Raw genomic sequence first — 17,094 nt, forward strand, 5'->3', positions numbered from 1 at the left:
TCTTCTCTGGTGCCTTCTCTCGGTGAACTCGTCGCGCCCCGCCGCATGGGCCGAGACTTCCGCTGGCTGCTCGCGTCGTCGTGGACGAGCAACGTCGGCGACGGCGTCGCGCTCGCGGCCGCTCCGCTGCTCATCGCGTCGATGACCTCGTCGCCGATCCTGGTGGCGGCCGGCGCGATCCTGCAGTTCCTCCCCTGGCTGCTCTTCGGCCTGCACGCCGGCGCGATCGCCGACCGCTTCGACCGTCGTCGCCTGGTCATGTTCGCCAACGCCGCCAGAGCCCTCGTGCTCGCAGCTCTCTGCGTGTTCCTCCTCACCGGGGTCGCGAACATCTGGATCGTGCTCGCGGTCGCGTTCCTCTACGGCACCGCCGAGGTCTTCGTCGACACGGCGGGAAGCACGCTGCTGCCCATGCTCGTGAAACCCGCAGACCTCGGCGTCGGCAACGCGCGCCTGCAGGCCGGATACCTGGTCGCGAACCAGTTCGCCGGTCCCCCGCTGGGAGCATTCCTGTTCGCGGCCGGCACGGCGTGGCCCTTCCTGCTCGAGGTCGTGTGCGTGAGCTTCGCCGTGGTGCTCATCTCGCGCATGGCGAAGACGCCCGTCCCGCCCCGGGAGACCGACACCCACCCGCCCGTGCACACCGACATAGCCGAAGGCCTGCGGTGGCTGTGGCGCAACCCGCCGGTGCGGATGCTGGTGCTCATCATCCTGGTCTTCAACATCACCTGGGCGGCCCCCTGGGGCGTCCTCGTGCTGTACGCCACCGAGCACCTGCACATGGGCGCGGTCGGCTACGGTGCACTCACGACGGCATCGGCGGCCGGGGGGATCCTCGCGACCCTCAGCTTCGGCTGGTTGGAACGGCACGTGTCGTTCGCGACGCTGATGCGCGTCGTGCTCTCGCTCGAGGTGCTCATGCACCTGTCTTTCGCACTCACCACCACCGGCTGGGTGGCGCTGGTCATCATGTTCTTCTTCGGCGCCTACGCGTTCGTGTGGGGCACGATCTCCACGACCGTGCGACAGCGGCTCGTCCCCGCCGAGCTCCAGGGCCGGGTGGCATCCGTGAACATGGTCGGCGTCTTCGGCGGCATGGTCGTCGGTCAGGCGCTCGGCGGCGTGATCGCCCAGGTGTGGGGGCTCACCGCCCCGTGGTGGTTCGCCTTCGTCGGCGCAGCCCTCACCCTGCTGCTGGTGTGGAAGCCCATCTCGCAGATCGTGTCGGCGAAGCCCATCGCCGACACCGGTCCCGACGACGCGGAACCCGCGAGTCCGTCGGCGAACGAGCCTCAGGAGTCGAAGGAACCGTAGACCCGCAGGGTGTTCTCGGCGAGCTGGGCGCACAGCTCATCCACGTCGAGGCCGAGCTCTGCGGCCATGAAGCGCACCGTGATCGGCACCAGGTAGGGCGCGTTCGGGCGTCCGCGCAGCGGCACCGGGGTGAGGAACGGCGCATCCGTCTCGACCAGGAGGCGATCGAGCGGGGTGACCTTCAACGCATCGCGCAGATTCTGGGCGTTCTTGAACGTGACGTTGCCGGCGAACGACAGGTGGTACCCGGCGTCGGCGCAGATGCGCGCCATCGCGTCGTCGCCCGAGAAGCAGTGGAACACCGTGCGCTCCGGGGCACCGAGGCGGGCGAGCGTCTCCAGCACCGCGTCGTGTGCGTCGCGGTCGTGGATCTGCATCGCGATGCCGTGCTTCTTCGCGAGCGCGATGTGCGCCTCGAACGACTCGAACTGCGGCGCCCGCCGTTCGGGCTCCGTGCGGAAGAAGTCCAGCCCCGTCTCGCCGATCGCCCGGGTGCGCGGGTGCGCGGCGAGCTCGTCGATCACCGCGATCGCCTCATCCAGATGTCCCTCCTCTGCGTACGTCGGCGCATCGTTCGGGTGGATCGCGACGGCGGCCAGCACACGAGGGTCGGATGCCGCGGCCTCGACCGCCCACCGCGACGACTCGATGTCGCCCGAAGCCTGCACGACCCCGGCGATGCCCACGGCCGCCGCCCGGTCGAGCTGCTCGGTCAGCGACAGCGGCTGATCACCGTCGACGATCTCCAGGTGCGCATGGTTGTCGTACACCGGAACCGTCAGCGGTTCGGGGGCGGACGGATACTTCAGATCCTTGCGTCCGTCCCCCGAACGCTCACGCACGTAGGTCTCGGCCATCTCTTCGCGCTCTGTGTTCCGGGCCGCGGCTCAGCCCGCTGACTCCACCCGCGGGAACAGCGGCGAGAGGCCGTTGACACTGGTACCGGGGCGCAGCACGCCCCAGGCGCCCGCCTCGCGGATCGGCTGGTCCTGCAGGCGACCCAGGGTCTCGGCGGCGCCGAGGGCGACCCAGAGCTTCTCGGTCGATTCCGGCATCACCGGCGACAGCAGCACCGCGAGCGCGCGCAGCCCCTCGGCGCAGGTGTACAGCACGGTGCCGAGGCGTGCGCGCTGGCCCTCGTCTCCGCTGTTCGCCTGCTTGGCCAGTGCCCACGGCTCGTTCGCGGTGATGTAGCCGTTGAGCGCATCGACGATCGTCCAGATCGCCGAGATCGCCTCATCGATGCGGAACTGCGCGATGGACGCATCCGCATTCGTCGCCGCATCCGCCACGATCTTCTGGATCGCGAGGTCCTTCTCGGTGTACTCGGCCGCGGGCGGCACGACGCCCTCGAAGTACTTCTCGATCATCGCGGTGGTGCGCGAGGCGAGGTTGCCGAAGCCGTTCGCGAGCTCGGCCTGGTAGCGGGCGGACAGGTCCTCCCACGAGAAGGAGCCGTCCTGACCGAAGGCGATCGCCGAGAGGAAGTAGAAGCGGTACGCGTCGGAACCGAAGACGTCGGTGATCTCGGTCGGCGCGATGCCGGTGAGCTTCGACTTCGACATCTTCTCGCCGCCGACGAGCAGCCAGCCGTGCGCGAACACGCCCTTGGGCACGTCGAGGCCGGCCGCCATCAGCAGCGCGGGCCAGATCACGGCGTGGAAGCGCAGGATGTCCTTGCCGACCACGTGGTAGGCGGGCCAGCGGCGTGCGAAAGTCTCCTCATCGGAGCCGTAGCCCACGGCCGTGGCGTAGTTCAGCAGGGCGTCGACCCACACGTAGATGACATGCGATTCGTCCCAGGGCAGCGGGATGCCCCAGTCGAAGGTCGAACGCGAGATCGACAGGTCCTTCAGACCCTGGCTCACGAAGGAGACGACCTCGTTGCGCGCGGAGTCGGGGCGCACGAAATCGGGCTGGGTCTTGTAGAGCTCGAGCAGGCGGTCCTGGAACTCGCTGAGCTTGAAGAAGTAGTTCTTCTCCTGCAGCAGTTCGAGAGGCTTGGAGTGGATCGCGCAGACCTTGAGTCCCTCGAAAGGACCGGTGCCGTCAACGATCTCCGACTCGGGCTTGAACTCCTCGCAGCCCACACAGTAGAGCGCCTCGTACTCGCCCGCGTAGATGTACCCGCGGTCGTACAGGCGTTGGAAGAACGTCTGCACGTTCGTCTCGTGCCGCTCCTGCGTCGTGCGGATGAAGTCGTCGTTGGCGACGTCGAGCGTCGTCAGCAGCGGGAACCAGCTCTCGCTGACGAGCTTGTCGACCCATTCCTGCGGGGTGACGTTGTTCGCCGCCGCCGCGCGCAGCATCTTCTGACCGTGCTCGTCGGTGCCCGTGAGCATCCAGGTGTCATCCCCCGCCTGGCGGTGCCACCGTGCGAGCGTGTCGACGGCCACCGTCGTGTACCCGTGACCGATGTGAGGCACGTCGGACGGGTAGTAGATGGGCGTGGTGATGTAGAAGGATTCGCCTGCGGGCATGGAGCAATTCTAGGTGCGATGCCGCGGGTGGTTACGCGCTCAGCCGACGGAGACGTCGATGCGGTGCCATCCCTGAGCGCCGTCGGGTGCCGGAGCAGCCGGATCCGAGGTCTGCGTCTCGCCGTCGGCGCTCAGCGCCCGGCATTCGATGGTGTGCGCACCGCTCTCGGCGGTCCAGTCGAGACTCCACTGCACCCAGGTGTCGGCGGAGATCGCGGTCGCGAGCTCGGCGGCGCGCCACGGGCCGTCGTCGATGCGCACCTCCACCCCGGCGATGCCGACGTGCTGCTGCCAGGCCATCCCGGCGATCACCGCGGCCCCCGCCGGGACCGACTGCCCACGGCGCGGGACGTCGATGCGGGACTGCAGCTTGATGGGCCCGCGATCCGACCACCCTCGCGTCGTCCAGTAGGCCGTGGCACGGTCGAACCGCGTCACCTCCAGCTGTGTGACCCACTTCGTGGCCGACACATAGCCGTAGAGACCCGGCACCACCATCCGCACCGGGAATCCGTGCTCGATCGGCAGCGGCTCTCCGTTCATGCCGATCGCGAGCAGAGCGTCGCGGTCATCCGTGAGCGCCTCGATCGGGGTCGATGCCGTGAAGCCGTCGGCCGAGGTCGAGAGCACCATGTCGGCGTCGCGATCCACACCCGCGCGCGCGAGCAGCTCCCGCACCGGAAGACCCAGCCAGCGGGCGTTGCCGATCAGTGATCCCCCGACCTCGTTCGACACGCAGGCGAGCGTCACGTCGGACTCCTGCATCGGCATGGCCAGCAGCTCGTCCCAGGTGATCTCGATCTCGCGGTCGACCATCCCGTGGATGCGCAACGACCAGTCGGTCGGGTCGACCTGCGGCACGATGAGCGCGGTGTCGATCCGGTAGAACTCCGCGTTCGGTGTCACGACGGAAGCCAGACCGCGGATCCCCAGCTCCGCGCCGGCAGGAACCGCGGCCGCTGCGCGTGCCGCGCTCGGCAGCCGCAGGGCATCGCGGACGGCTTCGATCGAACGGCTCGCGCCGCGCGCGACGTTCCCGACGATGAGAGCCACGGCGCCGGCCGCGGCGACCCCGGACGTCCACAGCAGGAACCGTCTCCGGTCCTCGCCGTCGGGCTGCAGGCCCGCGACCGGTCGCAGTCGCGCCACGAGGAGACGCAGAGTGATCACCGCCACGAGCCCGGCGATGAGACCGGGGAGCCAGGCGAAGGGTCCCGCGCCGGGTCGGATCATCGCCGCGACGACGGCGAGAACGCCGAGGGCTCCCAGGATCACCGCCCCGAGACCGGATCGTCTGCGCTCCAGGATCCCGGCGACGGCGGCGACGACGACGAGCACGATGGCGATCCCCGTGATCAGGGCCGCCTTGTCCCCGGTGCCGAACAGCGCGATGGCGGTGTCCTTCGCCCAGCTCGGTGCGAGATCGATGAGCCCGCTCCCGATCACGGCGAACGGGCTCGCGCTCGGCTCCACCACCGCGGCGACGAGCTCCGCCAGGCCGACGGCGAGGAACGACGCGCTCAGGCCGGCGGCGGCTGCCCGGAGGGTGTCCCGCCGCGTCTCTTCCCCCCGCGTCGCGTGCATCGCGTTCGTCATGACCCGAGGGTAACCCCGCCGCGGATGCCGGGGGCGCATCCGCGGCGGGGTCGGCGGCGCCTCTCAGAGGCCGTTGCGGCGCGCGACCTCTCCGAGCCAGGCGAGCGACGGCTTCGGCGAGCGCTCGAACGTCTCGTGGTCGAAGCCGATCAGGCCGAACGTGGGCCGGAAGCCGCTGGCCCATTCGTAGTTGTCGAGGGCGCTCCAGTGCTGGTAGGCGCGCACGTCGATGCCGTCGGAGATGGCGCGGTGCAGTCCTTCGAGCGCACCCTGCGTGTAGGCGATGCGCCGCGTGTCGTCAGCGGTCGCGATGCCGTTCTCGGTCACGAGCACGGGCACTCCCCCGCTGCGCTCCCAGGCGCTGCGCACTCCCATCTCGAGCGCCTCGGGGAAGAACTCCCAGCCGGTCAGCGTGGTCTCCACATCGTCCGCCACCGGGCGCGGGCCCTCGGGACCGATGAAGGTGCGGGTGTAGGCCTGCACGCCGACGAAGTCGTCGCCGGCCGACTGGTCGAGGTACCAGTGGTCGCGGGGGTCGCCGTACGCGGCGAGCATGTCGTCGGCGCCAGGCTCTCCCGTGGAGTGGAACGCCTGCGTGGCGATGGTCCATCCGGCCTTGACACCGGGCACCGAATGCAGGATCTCCGATGCGCGGTGGTGCGCCTCGAGCAGCGTGTCGGCGACGGCGAGATCGGGGTTCGGGAGGCCGTAGGCGACGAGGTTCGCCGCGTCCTCTCCCCCGGCCAGCATCGCCGCGATGTTCGGCTCGTTGATCGTGCACACGTAGTCGATGCCGTCGAGGATCGGCAGCACGGTCTCGACGTAGCGGGCGAACAGATCCACCGCGTCGTCGGCACGCCAGAAGCCGTCCTTCTGGAACCACTGCGGCACCGTGAAGTGCATGAGCGTGACCGTGGGGTCGAGCCCGTTCTCGCGGGCGGTGTCGATCATGCGACGGTAGTGGTCGAGCATCGCCCGGGAGACGAAGCCGCGCTCGGGCTCGATCCGCGCCCACTCCACCGAGAACCGGTAGGAGTTCAGCCCGGCGGCGGCGAGCAGCCGCATGTCCTCCGGGTAGCGGTGGAAGTGGTCGGCGGCGTCACCGGAGGGCTCCACCATGGGCGAGCCGGGCGCGTGTTCCATCGCCCACCAGTTGCTCGTGGTGTTGTTGCCCTCCACCTGGTGGGCCGCTGTCGCGGCACCCCACAGGAAGCCGTCGGGGAATGCGAGCACGAGTGCTCTCCTCTCTCTTGTGTTGAAGTCGTGACGTTCAGCGCAGGCGCGCGGGGTTGGGCACGGCGTCGAGCAACTGGATCGTGTACGGATCCTCCGGATGCTGCAGCACCTCCGAGGTCTCGCCGCGCTCGACCACCCGTCCGCCGTTGAGCACCAGGATGTTCTGGGTCACCAGGCGCGCGCTCAGCAGGTCGTGCGTGATGTAGAGCATGCTGATGCCCCACCTCTCGCGCAGGTCCTCCAGCAGCGCCAGCACCCCGGCACGCAGCGAGACGTCGAGCATCGAGACGGGTTCATCGGCGATCAGCACCTGCGGGTCGCTCGCGAGCGCCCTGGCGATCACGACGCGCTGCCGCTGCCCGCCGGAGAGCTGGTGCGGCAGCTTGGCGGCGAACTGCTCGACGGGCGTGAGGCCCACCGTCTCGAGCAGCTCGAGCACTCGCGCCCTCGCCTCGGGCCCCCGCAGCGTCGTGTAGTTCATGACCGGACGGGTGAGGGCGTACTCGACCGTGTGCAGCGGGTTGAGCGCCGCATACGGATCCTGGAACACCATCTGCACGTCCTTGCGGAGGTCACGCAGACCGTGTCGCTTGAGAGAGGCCACGTCGACATCGCCGAAGTGCACCGTACCGGAGGTCGGCTTCTCGACGCCCGTCAACATCTTGGCGATGGTCGACTTGCCCGAGCCCGAGGCGCCCACGAGTGCCAGGGCCTCCCCCGGTTCGAGCCGGAACGACACGTCGTCGACCGCGGTCACGGCGTCCTGCCCACGTCGAGGGGCCGGGTAGTGCTTCGAGACGCCCTCCACCACGATCGCCGCATCCGCACGACGGGTGTCGCGCGACGACACGGTCGGCAGCGTCTCGGTGACGTCGGTCCGCGCACGTCCTTCACGACGGCGGGTACCGGCGTCGAGGAAGCCGGGGATCTCGATCTTCTCCGCGCGGGGGTCCGCGTAGTGGCTGAGGAGCATCCGGGTGTACTCGTCCTGCGGGCGCTCGAGGATGTCGATGCTCCTGGCGTCTTCGACGATGTGCCCTTCGTGCATCACCATCACCCGGTCCGTCGCCTCCAGCACGATGCCGAGGTCGTGACTGATGAGGATGGCGGTGAAGTGCTCGGCCCGCTGCAGCTCCTTGATCGTGTCCATCACCGCGTGCTGCACGAGCACGTCGAGCGCCGTGGTGGGCTCGTCGAACACCATCAGCTGTGGTTCGAGAGACAGCGCGAGCGCGATCGAGGCACGCTGGCGCATACCGCCGGAGAGCTCACCCGGGTAACGGGCGACCACCGACGCGTCGAGGCCGACCTTGCCGATGAGCTCACGGGCACGCGCATCGCGGGCGTCCTTGGGCACGTGTCCGTGCGCCGCGAAGATGTCGCGGAAGTGGTTGCCGATCGTGCGCACGGGGTTGAGGGCGTTCATGCCCGACTGCAGCACCATGGCGAATCCGCCCTGACGCTGACGACGCAGCTCCTCGGCATCCAGCTCGCGGATGTCGCGCCCGCCGAAGAGGATGCGCCCAGCGCTGATCCGCGCCGGGGGCTTCTGCAGTCGCGTGAGGGCGAAGCCGAGGGTCGACTTGCCCGACCCCGACTCGCCGACCAGACCGACGAACTCGCCGCGGCGGAGCGAGAACGACACGTTCTCGACCGCGGTGACGGGCTTCGTGCCCGGCGAGGCGTATTCGACGGACAGCCCCTGCACCTCGAGCAGGATGTCGTTCTCCGTGGTGGTGGTCGCGGGTGCCATGGCGGTCATCGACCCTTCCCCTCTCGCAGGCGCGGATTGGAGATGCCGTCCACGCCGAAGTTGATCAGTGTCAGGCTCAACGCCAGCAGTGCGATGCACAGACCGGGGGCGAACAGCAGCAGCCACTGTCCGGTGAGCAGCGAGTTGGAGTTCTGCGCCCAGTAGAGCATGGTGCCCCAGCTGACGATGCTGGAGTCGCCGAGGCCGAGGAACTCCAGGCCTGCCTCCGCCAAGATCGCGGCCGTCGCCGCCCCGAAGAGCGTGCCGGCGATGATCGACGCCATGTTGGGCAGGATCTCGCGGAAGATGATGCGCGTCCTGCTGTCACCCGAGAACTGCGCCGAGGTGACGAAGTCGTTGCCGCGCAGCGACTGCGTCTGGCTGCGGAGCACACGGGCGCCCCAGGCCCAGCCGGTCACCACGATGACCGCGATGATCATCAGGATGCCGCCGTTCTGCAGGTACGCGGCGATCACGATCATGAGCGGGAGTCCGGGGATCACCAGGAAGAGGTTGACGATGAAGCCGACCACCTCGCCGGCGAAACCGCGCATGTAGCCCCAGCTGAGACCGATGAGCACCGCCACGATGGTCGACAGGATGCCGGCGGCGAAGCCGACGAGCAGGCTGACCTGTGCGCCGTAGATGAGCTGGCTGAGCACGTCCTCCCCCGCGGCCGTCGTGCCGAGCCAGTGCGCCCACGACGCATCGGCGTTGCGCTCGAAGGTGTTGTCCTTCGCGCCGTAGGGGGCGAGGACGGGGGCGAACACCGCCACGAGCACGAAGAAGGCGAGGATGCACAACCCGAGCCGTGCCTTGCCATTGCTCCAGAGGGTGGCGACCATGCGTCCGAAGGCGCGCCATGGGCTGGGCGCGGCGATGCGCTCGGCGGGGATCTTGACGTTCATGGTGGAAGTCATCGGCGGGTCCTTGGGTCGAGTACCCCGTACAGGATGTCAACGAGGAAGTTGGCGATGAGCACGCTCACGGTGATCATCAGGAAGAGCGCCTGCATGAGCGGGTAGTCCTGCCCGATCACGGCGTTGAAGAGCAGATAGCCGATGCCCGGGTATCCGAACACCTGTTCCACCAGGATCGATCCGCCGACCACACCGCCGAGCGTGAGCCCGAAGCCGGTGAGGTTCGGCAGGATCGCGTTGCGCGCGGCGTAGCGGAGGGCGATCGTGCGGCCGTGCAGCCCGTTCGCCTCGCCGAACGTGATGTAGTCCTCGCCGAGCGTGTTGATCATGGCGTTGCGCATGCCGATGATCCAGCCGCCCAGGGAGGTGAGCAGGATCGTCAGGGCCGGCAGGAACGCGTGGCTGAGCAGGTCTCCGAGGAACTCCCAGGTGAACCCGGGTGTCGTGGTCGCCGAATAGGCGCCGGTGGTCGGGAACCAGTGCAGCACGTAGCCGAAGAAGAACAGCAGCAGCAGCGCGGTCCAGAAGTACGGGAACGTGCTGAGGAACGAACCGGTCAGCGTCGGGAGCGTGTCGAGCCAGGTGCCGCGACGCCAGGCGGCGGCGACGCCGATGAGCGTGCCGATCACGAACGCGAGGATCGTGACGATGCCGACGAGCCCGATCGTGTACGGCAGCGCCGTGGACACCATGCTCGACACCGACTGCGGATAGAACGTGTACGAGACGCCGAAGTCGAGCCGGACGACCTGGCCGAGATAGGCGATGTACTGGTCCCACAGCGATCCGGTCGGAACACCCAGCTGCGCCTCGATGGCGGCGCGCGTGGCGTCCGACACCGGCCCGTTCTGGGACAGCTTGGCGATGGCGGCATCCGCCGGGGAACCGGGCATCATGCGCGGGAGGAAGAAGTTCAGGGTGACCGCGGCCCACAGGGTGAGCACGAACAGGCCGAACTTCTGGAGCACGTACTTCACTTGTCGTCCTCCTTCACGCGCTCGAGCCGGGTGAAGATGCCCAGCGGCGCGGAGTCGTAGTTCTGCGGGATCATGTACGGGTCTTCCTCACTCGGCCAGCCTGTGAACTTGGCGTCGCTGAACAGGCCCCAGATGCCGCCGTAGTAGAGGCCGATCACGGGCATCTCGTCGTAGACGACGCCCTGCAGCTCCTTCACGATCTCGGCCTGGCGGGCGGAGTCGACGGTCTCGCGATATTCGGCGAGCAGTGCGTCGACCTTGTCCGACTTGTAGCGCTCGAAGTTGTTCGCGGTCGGCTTTCCCGACGGCACGTAGAACTCGCTGGAGAGCAGGTTGTTGTAGGCCTGGTACACGTCGCCGTTGCCCATGCCGCCGATCGCCATCTCGAAGTCGCCGTTGCTGATCGCGCTCTGATATCCCGCGGGCTGCGGAAGCTTGAGGGTGACCTTCACGCCGACGTCGGCGAGCTGGCTGCGCACGGTCTGCGCCGCCCTGGTCCAGTCGGAATACCCGTTCGCCGTGGTCAGCGCGAACTCGAGCTGCTCGCCGTTCGCGTCGACGAGACGGTCGCCGTCGAGGGTGTAGCCCGCGTCGGCGAAGGCGGCGAGAGCGGCATCCTCGTCCTGCGTGATCATGCCCTGATCGGGGATGCTCGGATCCAGGTACTGCTCCTGGTTCGGAAGGATGAGACCGGTCTGACCCGCCGGCTTCATGTATCCCTCGGAGGCGGTCTCTGCGATCTCCTCACGATCGAGGGAGAGCGCGATGCCGCGTCGCACGTTCACGTCGTCGAAGGGCGCGACCTCGAGGTTCGGCATCAACGCGATCACGCCGCCGGGCGGGAACCACCACGCGTTGTGCTCGCTCGCCGCGCCCCAGGTGCCCTCGACGTCGGAGATGAAGGAGTAGGCCCAGTCGTAACCGCGGGTGACGGTGTCGAGCTGCGAGTTCGTGGCGGGAAGGATGATGTGCTCGATCTCGATCGAGTCGGCCTGCCAGTAGTCGGGGTTCTTGTCCATCGAGTACTGCTGGTCGTTGTAGTTGCCGAGCACGAACGGCCCGGTTCCGACCGGATCCTCGTTGCGATACGTGCCGGGGTCCTTCACGTCGGACCAGAGGTGCTCGGGGACGATCATGGTCTGTCCGAGGATCGCCAGCGACGGCGCGTCCTCGGTCTTGAGGTGCAGGATCACGTCGCTGCCCTCGGTCTCGACGCTGTCGAGGTGCTGCCATGCGCCCTTGATGTCGAGCGACGGGTTGTCCTTGAGCAGCTGGAACGTGAAGGCCACGTCCTCGGGTGTCAGGTCTTCGCCGTCGCTCCACTTCACGTCGTCGCGGATCGTCATGACGATCGTGCGCGCGTCGGGCTGACTCCATTCGGAGGCGAGCCACGGGTTCTGCGTGCCGTCGAGCGGATTGATCAGGATCAGCGGCTCGTAGATCCACCGCGACGCGGTGCGCGTGTTGGTGAGGTACGGGTTGAAGTTCTTCGTGAAGAACGGGTTGCCCTTGTCGGCATTGATCAGCATCGTGTCGGCGCCGATCGACGGATCGGGTTGGGATGTGATCTGGATGCTGCAGCCGCTGAGGGCGACCGCCACGGCCGCGAGGCCCACGATCGTCGCTCGGCGCCAGCGCTGCATCATGCGCCGTCCCGGTGTTCTGCCACCTGACATCTGCCACCTCATGTCGTCTCTGTCATGAAGGGCGCCCCTGCCGGACCACCGGAACTTCGGAACACCCGCACGGCCTGCGCCGTCTCAGGGCGGTGTGCACCGCCTCAGTGATTGTAAGCGCATACATTTTGCGATCGCAACCCCTTGACACGGGCGCGCCGACCATGGCCGCGCCGTTCAGACGGGGCGCTGAGAGCTCTCGCGCAGCAGGATCTGGAGGGGCAGCCGGGCGACCACCGGGTCGGCTTCCGCGTTCTCCAGCCGCCGGGCGAGCACCTGAACGGCCGCCCGGCCGAGGTCGATCATCGGCTGACGGATCGTGGTCAGCGGAGGCTGCGACAGCGCGGCGGCCTCGATCCCGTCGAAGCCCGTCACCAGGACGTCGTCCGGCACGCGGATACCGGCGCCTCGGAGCACGTCGAGCGCTCCGAGCGCCATCTGATCGTTCGCGGCGATCAGCGCGGCCGGCACCCCCGCGGCGAGAAGCTCCTCGGCCGCGCGGCGCCCCGATGCGCGGGTGAAGTCGCCGCGCAGCACGGTCACGTCGTCTAGCCCACCACCGGCAGCCGTCACGGCGGCCGCGAACCCCTCCCAGCGCTGCAGGCCGTCCGGCGAATCCGCGGGCCCCGCGAGGAACGCGAGCCGCCCGTCTCCCACCTGCGCCAGCACGTGCCTGGTCAGCTCACCCATCGCCTCGGCGTTGCTCACCGTGACGTGGTCGTAGTGATCGCCGCGGGGAGGACCCGAGAGCACCACCACGGGGATGCGCCGCGCCAGCCGGGCCAGCACGTCGTCCGGCACGCTGCTCGCGAGGACCATGAGCCCGTCCACACGGCCCGCCATGTCGCGCACGGTGGAGCGGTCAGGGTCGTCCCGCCCGACGCCGACCATCAGCACGAAACCCTGCTTCCAGGCCTCCAGCTCCGCACCGCGCAGCACCTCGTCGAGGAACAGCATCGAGGTGTGCCGGCCGTCGGATTCCACCTCGTCGCGGACGATCGCGAACGGCGGTGCGTCGGCGTCGGCGGCGGAGAGCGCGTCGAGGGGCGGAGCATCCTCGGCGGCGTCGAACCCCGGGAAGTACAGCCCGAGCACCCCGGTTCGACGCTCGGCGAGTCCGCGGGCGCTGCCGCTGGGCACGTACCCCAGCGCGGCGACGGCGTCGAGCACGCGCTCACGGGTGACCGGGCGCACCGCATCCGGCGAGCGCAGCACACGCGAGACCGTGGCGATCGAGACGCCGGCCCGATCGGCCACGTCGTACACGGTCGCCGCCTTGCTCACGGTCACGCTCCTCCGGAGCGGGCGGCGAGGGCGGCCTGATAGAGGTCGCGGGAGGAGAGACCCGTGAGGCCGGCGACCTCGGAGGCGGCGTCCTTCAACCGGATGCCGTCGGCGACGAGCTTCTGCACCTGCGCGAGAGCGTCTTCCGGGGAGGCATCGCGGTGCGCCGCCCCTTCGACCACGACGACGATCTCACCCTTCACGCCGTCCTCGGCCCAGGCGACGAGTTCCGATGCTGTGCCGCGGCGCACCTCCTCGTACAGTTTCGTCAGCTCTCGGCACACCGCGATCCGCCGGTCGTCGCCGAATGCCGCCCCCATGTCGGCGAGGGAGCTCGCGAGGCGGGCGGGCGATTCGAAGAAGACCATGGTGCGGGGTTCGGCCGCCAGCGCGCGCAGAGTCGAACGCCGCTCCCCCGGCTTGCGCGGCAGGAACCCCTCGAACGTGAAGCGGTCGGTGGGCAGGCCCGAGATCGCGAGTGCCATCAGCACCGCGCTCGGCCCGGGGATCGCGGTCACCGTGACGCCCTGAGCGACCGCTTCGGCGACCAGCCCGTAGCCGGGGTCGCTCACGGTGGGCATCCCGGCATCGCTCATCACCACGATGTCGGTCTCGGCCGCGAGAGCCGCCAGCTCGGCGGCCTTCTGCTTCTCGTTGTGGTCGTGCAGGGCGATCAGGCGCGGGCGGTTCTCGATCTGCAGGGCCTTCAGCAGACGTTGCGTGGTGCGGGTGTCTTCGGCCACGACGACCTCGGCGTTCTCCAAGACCTCCACGAGACGGCGCGACGCGTCGCCGAGATTTCCGATCGGAGTGGCGGCGAGGATGATCACCCGCCCAGCTTAGGCGGGCCGGATGCAGCCGGCCGAGAAGGCCGGTTGTCTAGGCTGGAGCGGTGACCGCGCCCGTGCCCCTGCTTCCCGCTCCCGATGAGCGGTTGACGCGCTACGGGCGACTGCGTGACCGCCTGCTCAACGCCCCAGACTGGGGACGCGCGATCCGGTGGCTCGCACCCCTCGTCATCACCGCGATCGCCGCCCTCCTCCGGCTGATCAACGTCGCCCATCCGCATCAGCTCGCTTTCGACGAGACGTACTACGTCAAAGACGCCTGGTCGCTGTGGACGCTCGGCTACGAGGGCACCTGGGGCGAGAACGCCAACGACGCCTTCGTCACGCTGCAGCAGCTGCCGCTGTCCGAACAGGGCGCGTTCATCGTGCATCCGCCGCTCGGCAAGTGGCTCATCGCGCTCGGCATGGCGATCGGCGGGCCGGACAACAGCGCCGGCTGGCGACTCGCGACCGCGGTGCTCGGCAGCGCCTCGGTGCTCCTGGTCTACCTGATCGCGCGACGGCTCAGCGGTTCCGTGATCGTCGCGAGCGTGGCCGGGACGCTGCTCGCGATCGACGGTCTCAGCATCGTGATGAGTCGCATCGCCCTGCTCGACGGCATCCTGACGTTCTTCGTCCTGCTGGGTGTGCTCTTCGTGATCATCGACCGGCAGCGGACGATCCCGGTGCTCGAGAAGCGCGATCCCGACACCCCGGATCCGTTCTGGGGTCCGGTGCTCTGGCGTCGTCCGTGGCTGATCGCCGCGGGAGCCGCCCTCGGCGCGGCGTCGGCCGTGAAGTGGTCGGGGCTGTACGTGCTGGCGGGCTTCGGCCTGTACGTCGTCGTCACGGATGCGCTCGCCCGCCGTCGCGCGGGAGTGGTGCTGTGGCCGACCGCGGCCGCGTTCCGACAGGGGCCGGTCTCGTTCGTGCTGCTCGTCTTCCCCGCCCTGGCGGTGTACCTGATCAGCTGGACCGGCTGGCTGGTGACGGCAGGCGGCTATGACCGGCAGAGCGACCCGAACCCGCTGATCGCGCTGTGGAAGTACCACGAGTCGATGCTCGGCTTCCACGTCGGCCTCACTCGCGGGCACCCCTACGCGAGTCCCGCCTGGGAGTGGCCGTTCCTGCTGCGCCCCACGGCGGTCTGGGTCGACTCCGACCCCGCGGGCTGCGGGACGGATCACTGCATCGGCGTGATCTCGGCGATCCCGAATCCGCTCATCTGGTACGCGGGCGTGGCCGCAGCGATCTACCTGCTCTACCGCCTGGTGCGCGGCTGGATCACCCGGCAGCCCGTCGGCCCGGAGCTGAGCATCCCCCTGGTCGGCCTCGCCGTCACCTACGTGCCGTGGCTGATGTTCCCCGACCGCACGATCTTCCAGTTCTACACCGTCGTGATGATGCCGTTCCTCGTGCTCGCGCTGGCGATGACGCTGCGGATCATCGCCGGGCGACGTGAGGATCCGCTGCACCGCCGGCAGTCCGGCGAGCGCACCGCGATGATCTTCCTCGCGTTCGTGGTGCTCGTGTCGGCGTTCTTCCTTCCCCTGTGGACGGGGATGAGCGTGCCGTACGAATTCTGGCTGGTGCACAACTGGCTGCCCGGCTGGGTGTGAGCCCGCCCGACGCACCACAGCGTCCCTCAGACCGCGAGTGACTCCACGATCTCGTCGAGCGTGCGCCCGAACGCGAAGCGGTACCAGTCCAGGGCGTCCTCGACGGCGAGCCGAGCGACGTGACCGTCCTCGCCGCTGAACGACCATCGCGAGGCGCCTGGGGGCCAGGACGCCATGGTCTCCGGCTGCGGAACCTCCGTCGACGCGGATGGCGGCAACGGAGGAAGGCCGTGCGCCTGCCGTCCACGCGCCCCCACAGCCGTCGCGAGCCAGAGCTCGGCGAAGGCGCGGGGACGCAGCGACGCGATCGGTGCGGGGGTCTCCGCGCGGTAGACGACCGTCATGGAGTCGGAACGCACGACGACCCATCGCTCCCCCGCGGCGAGGAACCGACAGCGCACGTCGGAGTGCAGGTCGATCGTCGCGCCGAGCCGCGCGAGCGCGCCGACGGCCGCTGAGGAGAGCAGCTTCTCCGGAACCTCCCGCTCGCGGCGGCGCTGTTCCGCCTCCAGGCGCTCGGCCGCGAGCGGCGCGTACTCCACGCTCAGGGCATCCCGATTCGCCGCAGCGCCCGCCGCCAGTCGCCCGTGCAGCCACTGCGGATCGAGCTGCAGGAAGTAGCGGAAGACGACCGGGATCGGCGACGCCGACCCCCGCAGCCGGCGGTTCCTGACCAGCAGACACACGCCGTGGTCCACCGACCACACCGCCGACACGGTGCCGTCGACGACCGCGACCCACGACCATCCGCGGTTCTCGATCTCCGGATGCGTCGCCTCGAGCAGATCTGCCAGGCGCGTGCCGTCCGAAAACGACAGGCGACGCGCATGGGACGACATGTCGTCGCCCATCGCGACGCTGTCACGGTCGAGGTCCACGAGCACAGGAGCAGCGACCATGACGACGATGCTAGCGGGATCGCCTCGCCTTAGAGCACCTCGTCCGCGGCGACGTGCTCGACCAGCGGGAGCACACGGCCCGAGAGATGCGTGCGCATCGCGATCGACGAGGCGGTGCGCGCGACTCCCGGCACCAGGGCGACCCGATCGAGCACCTCCTGCAGCCGCGTGGCATCGCGCGCCACCAGCCGCAGCTGCATGTCGCTGGCCCCCGTGACGGTGTGCATGTCGACGATCTCGGGGACGGCATCCGCAAGAGCCGTGGCGACGTCGTCGTGCCCCACCTTCTGATCGATCTCGACCAGGCAGAACGCGACGACGCCGTAGCCGAAACCCGCCGGATCGATCCGCGGCACGATCGCCTCGATCACCCCGCCCTCGTGCAGGCGCGCGAGCCGGCTCGTCGCGGTGCCGCGCGCGATCCCGAGTCGCCGTGCGCACTCCAGGATCGGTAGCTGCGGCGACTCCGTGAGCAGGCGGATGAGCTGGGCGTCGAGGCGATCGATGCGCATC

At 69.0% G+C, this 17,094-nt stretch carries 14 protein-coding genes; 2 read left to right on the forward strand and 12 right to left on the reverse strand.

Translation table 11 applies throughout. The annotated features are described in order from the left end of the window. The first annotated feature begins 9 nt into the window (after positions 1 to 9). Positions 10 to 1,314, forward strand: coding sequence for an MFS transporter (locus ABDC25_RS12630; protein ID WP_315071296.1), 1,305 nt, complete (start codon positions 10 to 12; stop codon positions 1,312 to 1,314). Here ABDC25_RS12630 and ABDC25_RS12635 read toward each other — a convergent pair. From ABDC25_RS12635 to rsmI, 10 genes are all read right to left on the reverse strand, one after another. After that, positions 1,293 to 2,171 carry a TatD family hydrolase gene (locus ABDC25_RS12635; protein WP_297556318.1) on the reverse strand — a complete coding sequence of 293 codons (879 nt, stop codon included), beginning with the start codon at positions 2,169 to 2,171 and terminating at the stop codon, positions 1,293 to 1,295. The genes ABDC25_RS12630 and ABDC25_RS12635 overlap by 22 nt on opposite strands. 30 nt (positions 2,172 to 2,201) lie before the next feature. Further along, the gene (gene metG / locus ABDC25_RS12640) at positions 2,202 to 3,794 is read right to left on the reverse strand and encodes a methionine--tRNA ligase (protein WP_029267065.1); all 1,593 of its coding nucleotides are present in this window, start codon (positions 3,792 to 3,794) and stop codon (positions 2,202 to 2,204) included. Positions 3,795 to 3,833: 39 nt separating this feature from the next. After that, positions 3,834 to 5,378 (reverse strand): molybdopterin-dependent oxidoreductase, encoded by a 1,545-nt coding sequence (locus tag ABDC25_RS12645; protein ID WP_347125999.1) that lies wholly within the window; start codon positions 5,376 to 5,378, stop codon positions 3,834 to 3,836. A gap of 75 nt (positions 5,379 to 5,453) precedes the next feature. Next, positions 5,454 to 6,623 carry a family 1 glycosylhydrolase gene (locus ABDC25_RS12650; protein WP_297556312.1) on the reverse strand — a complete coding sequence of 390 codons (1,170 nt, stop codon included), beginning with the start codon at positions 6,621 to 6,623 and terminating at the stop codon, positions 5,454 to 5,456. 37 nt (positions 6,624 to 6,660) lie between these two features. After that, positions 6,661 to 8,388 carry an ABC transporter ATP-binding protein gene (locus ABDC25_RS12655; RefSeq protein ID WP_347123111.1) on the reverse strand — a complete coding sequence of 576 codons (1,728 nt, stop codon included), beginning with the start codon at positions 8,386 to 8,388 and terminating at the stop codon, positions 6,661 to 6,663. Next, complete coding sequence (locus tag ABDC25_RS12660; protein ID WP_347123112.1) at positions 8,385 to 9,299, reverse strand: ABC transporter permease; 915 nt, start codon at positions 9,297 to 9,299, stop codon at positions 8,385 to 8,387. Before ABDC25_RS12660 ends, ABDC25_RS12655 begins: the two co-directional genes overlap by 4 nt. Beyond that, a complete protein-coding gene (locus ABDC25_RS12665; RefSeq protein ID WP_021199908.1) occupies positions 9,296 to 10,276 on the reverse strand; it encodes an ABC transporter permease in 981 nt (326 codons plus the stop codon). Before ABDC25_RS12665 ends, ABDC25_RS12660 begins: the two co-directional genes overlap by 4 nt. Next, positions 10,273 to 11,922, reverse strand: a complete 1,650-nt coding sequence (locus ABDC25_RS12670) for an ABC transporter substrate-binding protein (protein ID WP_029259609.1) — start codon at positions 11,920 to 11,922, stop codon at positions 10,273 to 10,275. Before ABDC25_RS12670 ends, ABDC25_RS12665 begins: the two co-directional genes overlap by 4 nt. A gap of 207 nt (positions 11,923 to 12,129) precedes the next feature. Beyond that, positions 12,130 to 13,242 (reverse strand): LacI family DNA-binding transcriptional regulator, encoded by a 1,113-nt coding sequence (locus ABDC25_RS12675; protein ID WP_297556303.1) that lies wholly within the window; start codon positions 13,240 to 13,242, stop codon positions 12,130 to 12,132. After that, on the reverse strand, positions 13,239 to 14,066 hold the full coding sequence (gene rsmI, locus ABDC25_RS12680; protein WP_292766550.1) for a 16S rRNA (cytidine(1402)-2'-O)-methyltransferase: 828 nt from the start codon (positions 14,064 to 14,066) through the stop codon (positions 13,239 to 13,241). Before rsmI ends, ABDC25_RS12675 begins: the two co-directional genes overlap by 4 nt. A 62-nt stretch (positions 14,067 to 14,128) precedes the next feature. Between rsmI and ABDC25_RS12685 the strand changes: the two genes are divergently transcribed. Then, positions 14,129 to 15,682 (forward strand): phospholipid carrier-dependent glycosyltransferase, encoded by a 1,554-nt coding sequence (locus ABDC25_RS12685; protein WP_347123113.1) that lies wholly within the window; start codon positions 14,129 to 14,131, stop codon positions 15,680 to 15,682. A gap of 26 nt (positions 15,683 to 15,708) precedes the next feature. Here ABDC25_RS12685 and ABDC25_RS12690 read toward each other — a convergent pair whose 3' ends face one another. Further along, positions 15,709 to 16,581, reverse strand: coding sequence for a hypothetical protein (locus tag ABDC25_RS12690; protein ID WP_347123115.1), 873 nt, complete (start codon positions 16,579 to 16,581; stop codon positions 15,709 to 15,711). Between the two features lie 29 nt (positions 16,582 to 16,610). Continuing rightward, on the reverse strand, positions 16,611 to 17,093 hold the full coding sequence (locus ABDC25_RS12695; protein ID WP_021199914.1) for an Lrp/AsnC family transcriptional regulator: 483 nt from the start codon (positions 17,091 to 17,093) through the stop codon (positions 16,611 to 16,613). Between the last annotated feature and the right edge of the window lies 1 nt (position 17,094).

The organism is Microbacterium sp. SY138 (assembly GCF_039729145.1).
Lineage (GTDB): Bacteria > Actinomycetota > Actinomycetes > Actinomycetales > Microbacteriaceae > Microbacterium > Microbacterium maritypicum_A.

What these genes read in the sequence shown, in the direction of transcription:
- ABDC25_RS12690 (WP_347123115.1), bottom strand. Translation starts at nt 16,581, where the DNA reads ATGGTCGCTGCTCCTGTGCTCGTGGACCTCGACCGTGACAGCGTCGCG.
- ABDC25_RS12695 (WP_021199914.1), bottom strand. Translation starts at nt 17,093, where the DNA reads ATGCGCATCGATCGCCTCGACGCCCAGCTCATCCGCCTGCTCACGGAG.
- metG (WP_029267065.1), bottom strand. Translation starts at nt 3,794, where the DNA reads ATGCCCGCAGGCGAATCCTTCTACATCACCACGCCCATCTACTACCCG.
- ABDC25_RS12660 (WP_347123112.1), bottom strand. Translation starts at nt 9,299, where the DNA reads ATGACTTCCACCATGAACGTCAAGATCCCCGCCGAGCGCATCGCCGCG.
- ABDC25_RS12635 (WP_297556318.1), bottom strand. Translation starts at nt 2,171, where the DNA reads ATGGCCGAGACCTACGTGCGTGAGCGTTCGGGGGACGGACGCAAGGAT.
- ABDC25_RS12645 (WP_347125999.1), bottom strand. Translation starts at nt 5,378, where the DNA reads ATGCACGCGACGCGGGGGGAAGAGACGCGGCGGGACACCCTCCGGGCA.
- ABDC25_RS12655 (WP_347123111.1), bottom strand. Translation starts at nt 8,388, where the DNA reads ATGACCGCCATGGCACCCGCGACCACCACCACGGAGAACGACATCCTG.
- ABDC25_RS12670 (WP_029259609.1), bottom strand. Translation starts at nt 11,922, where the DNA reads ATGATGCAGCGCTGGCGCCGAGCGACGATCGTGGGCCTCGCGGCCGTG.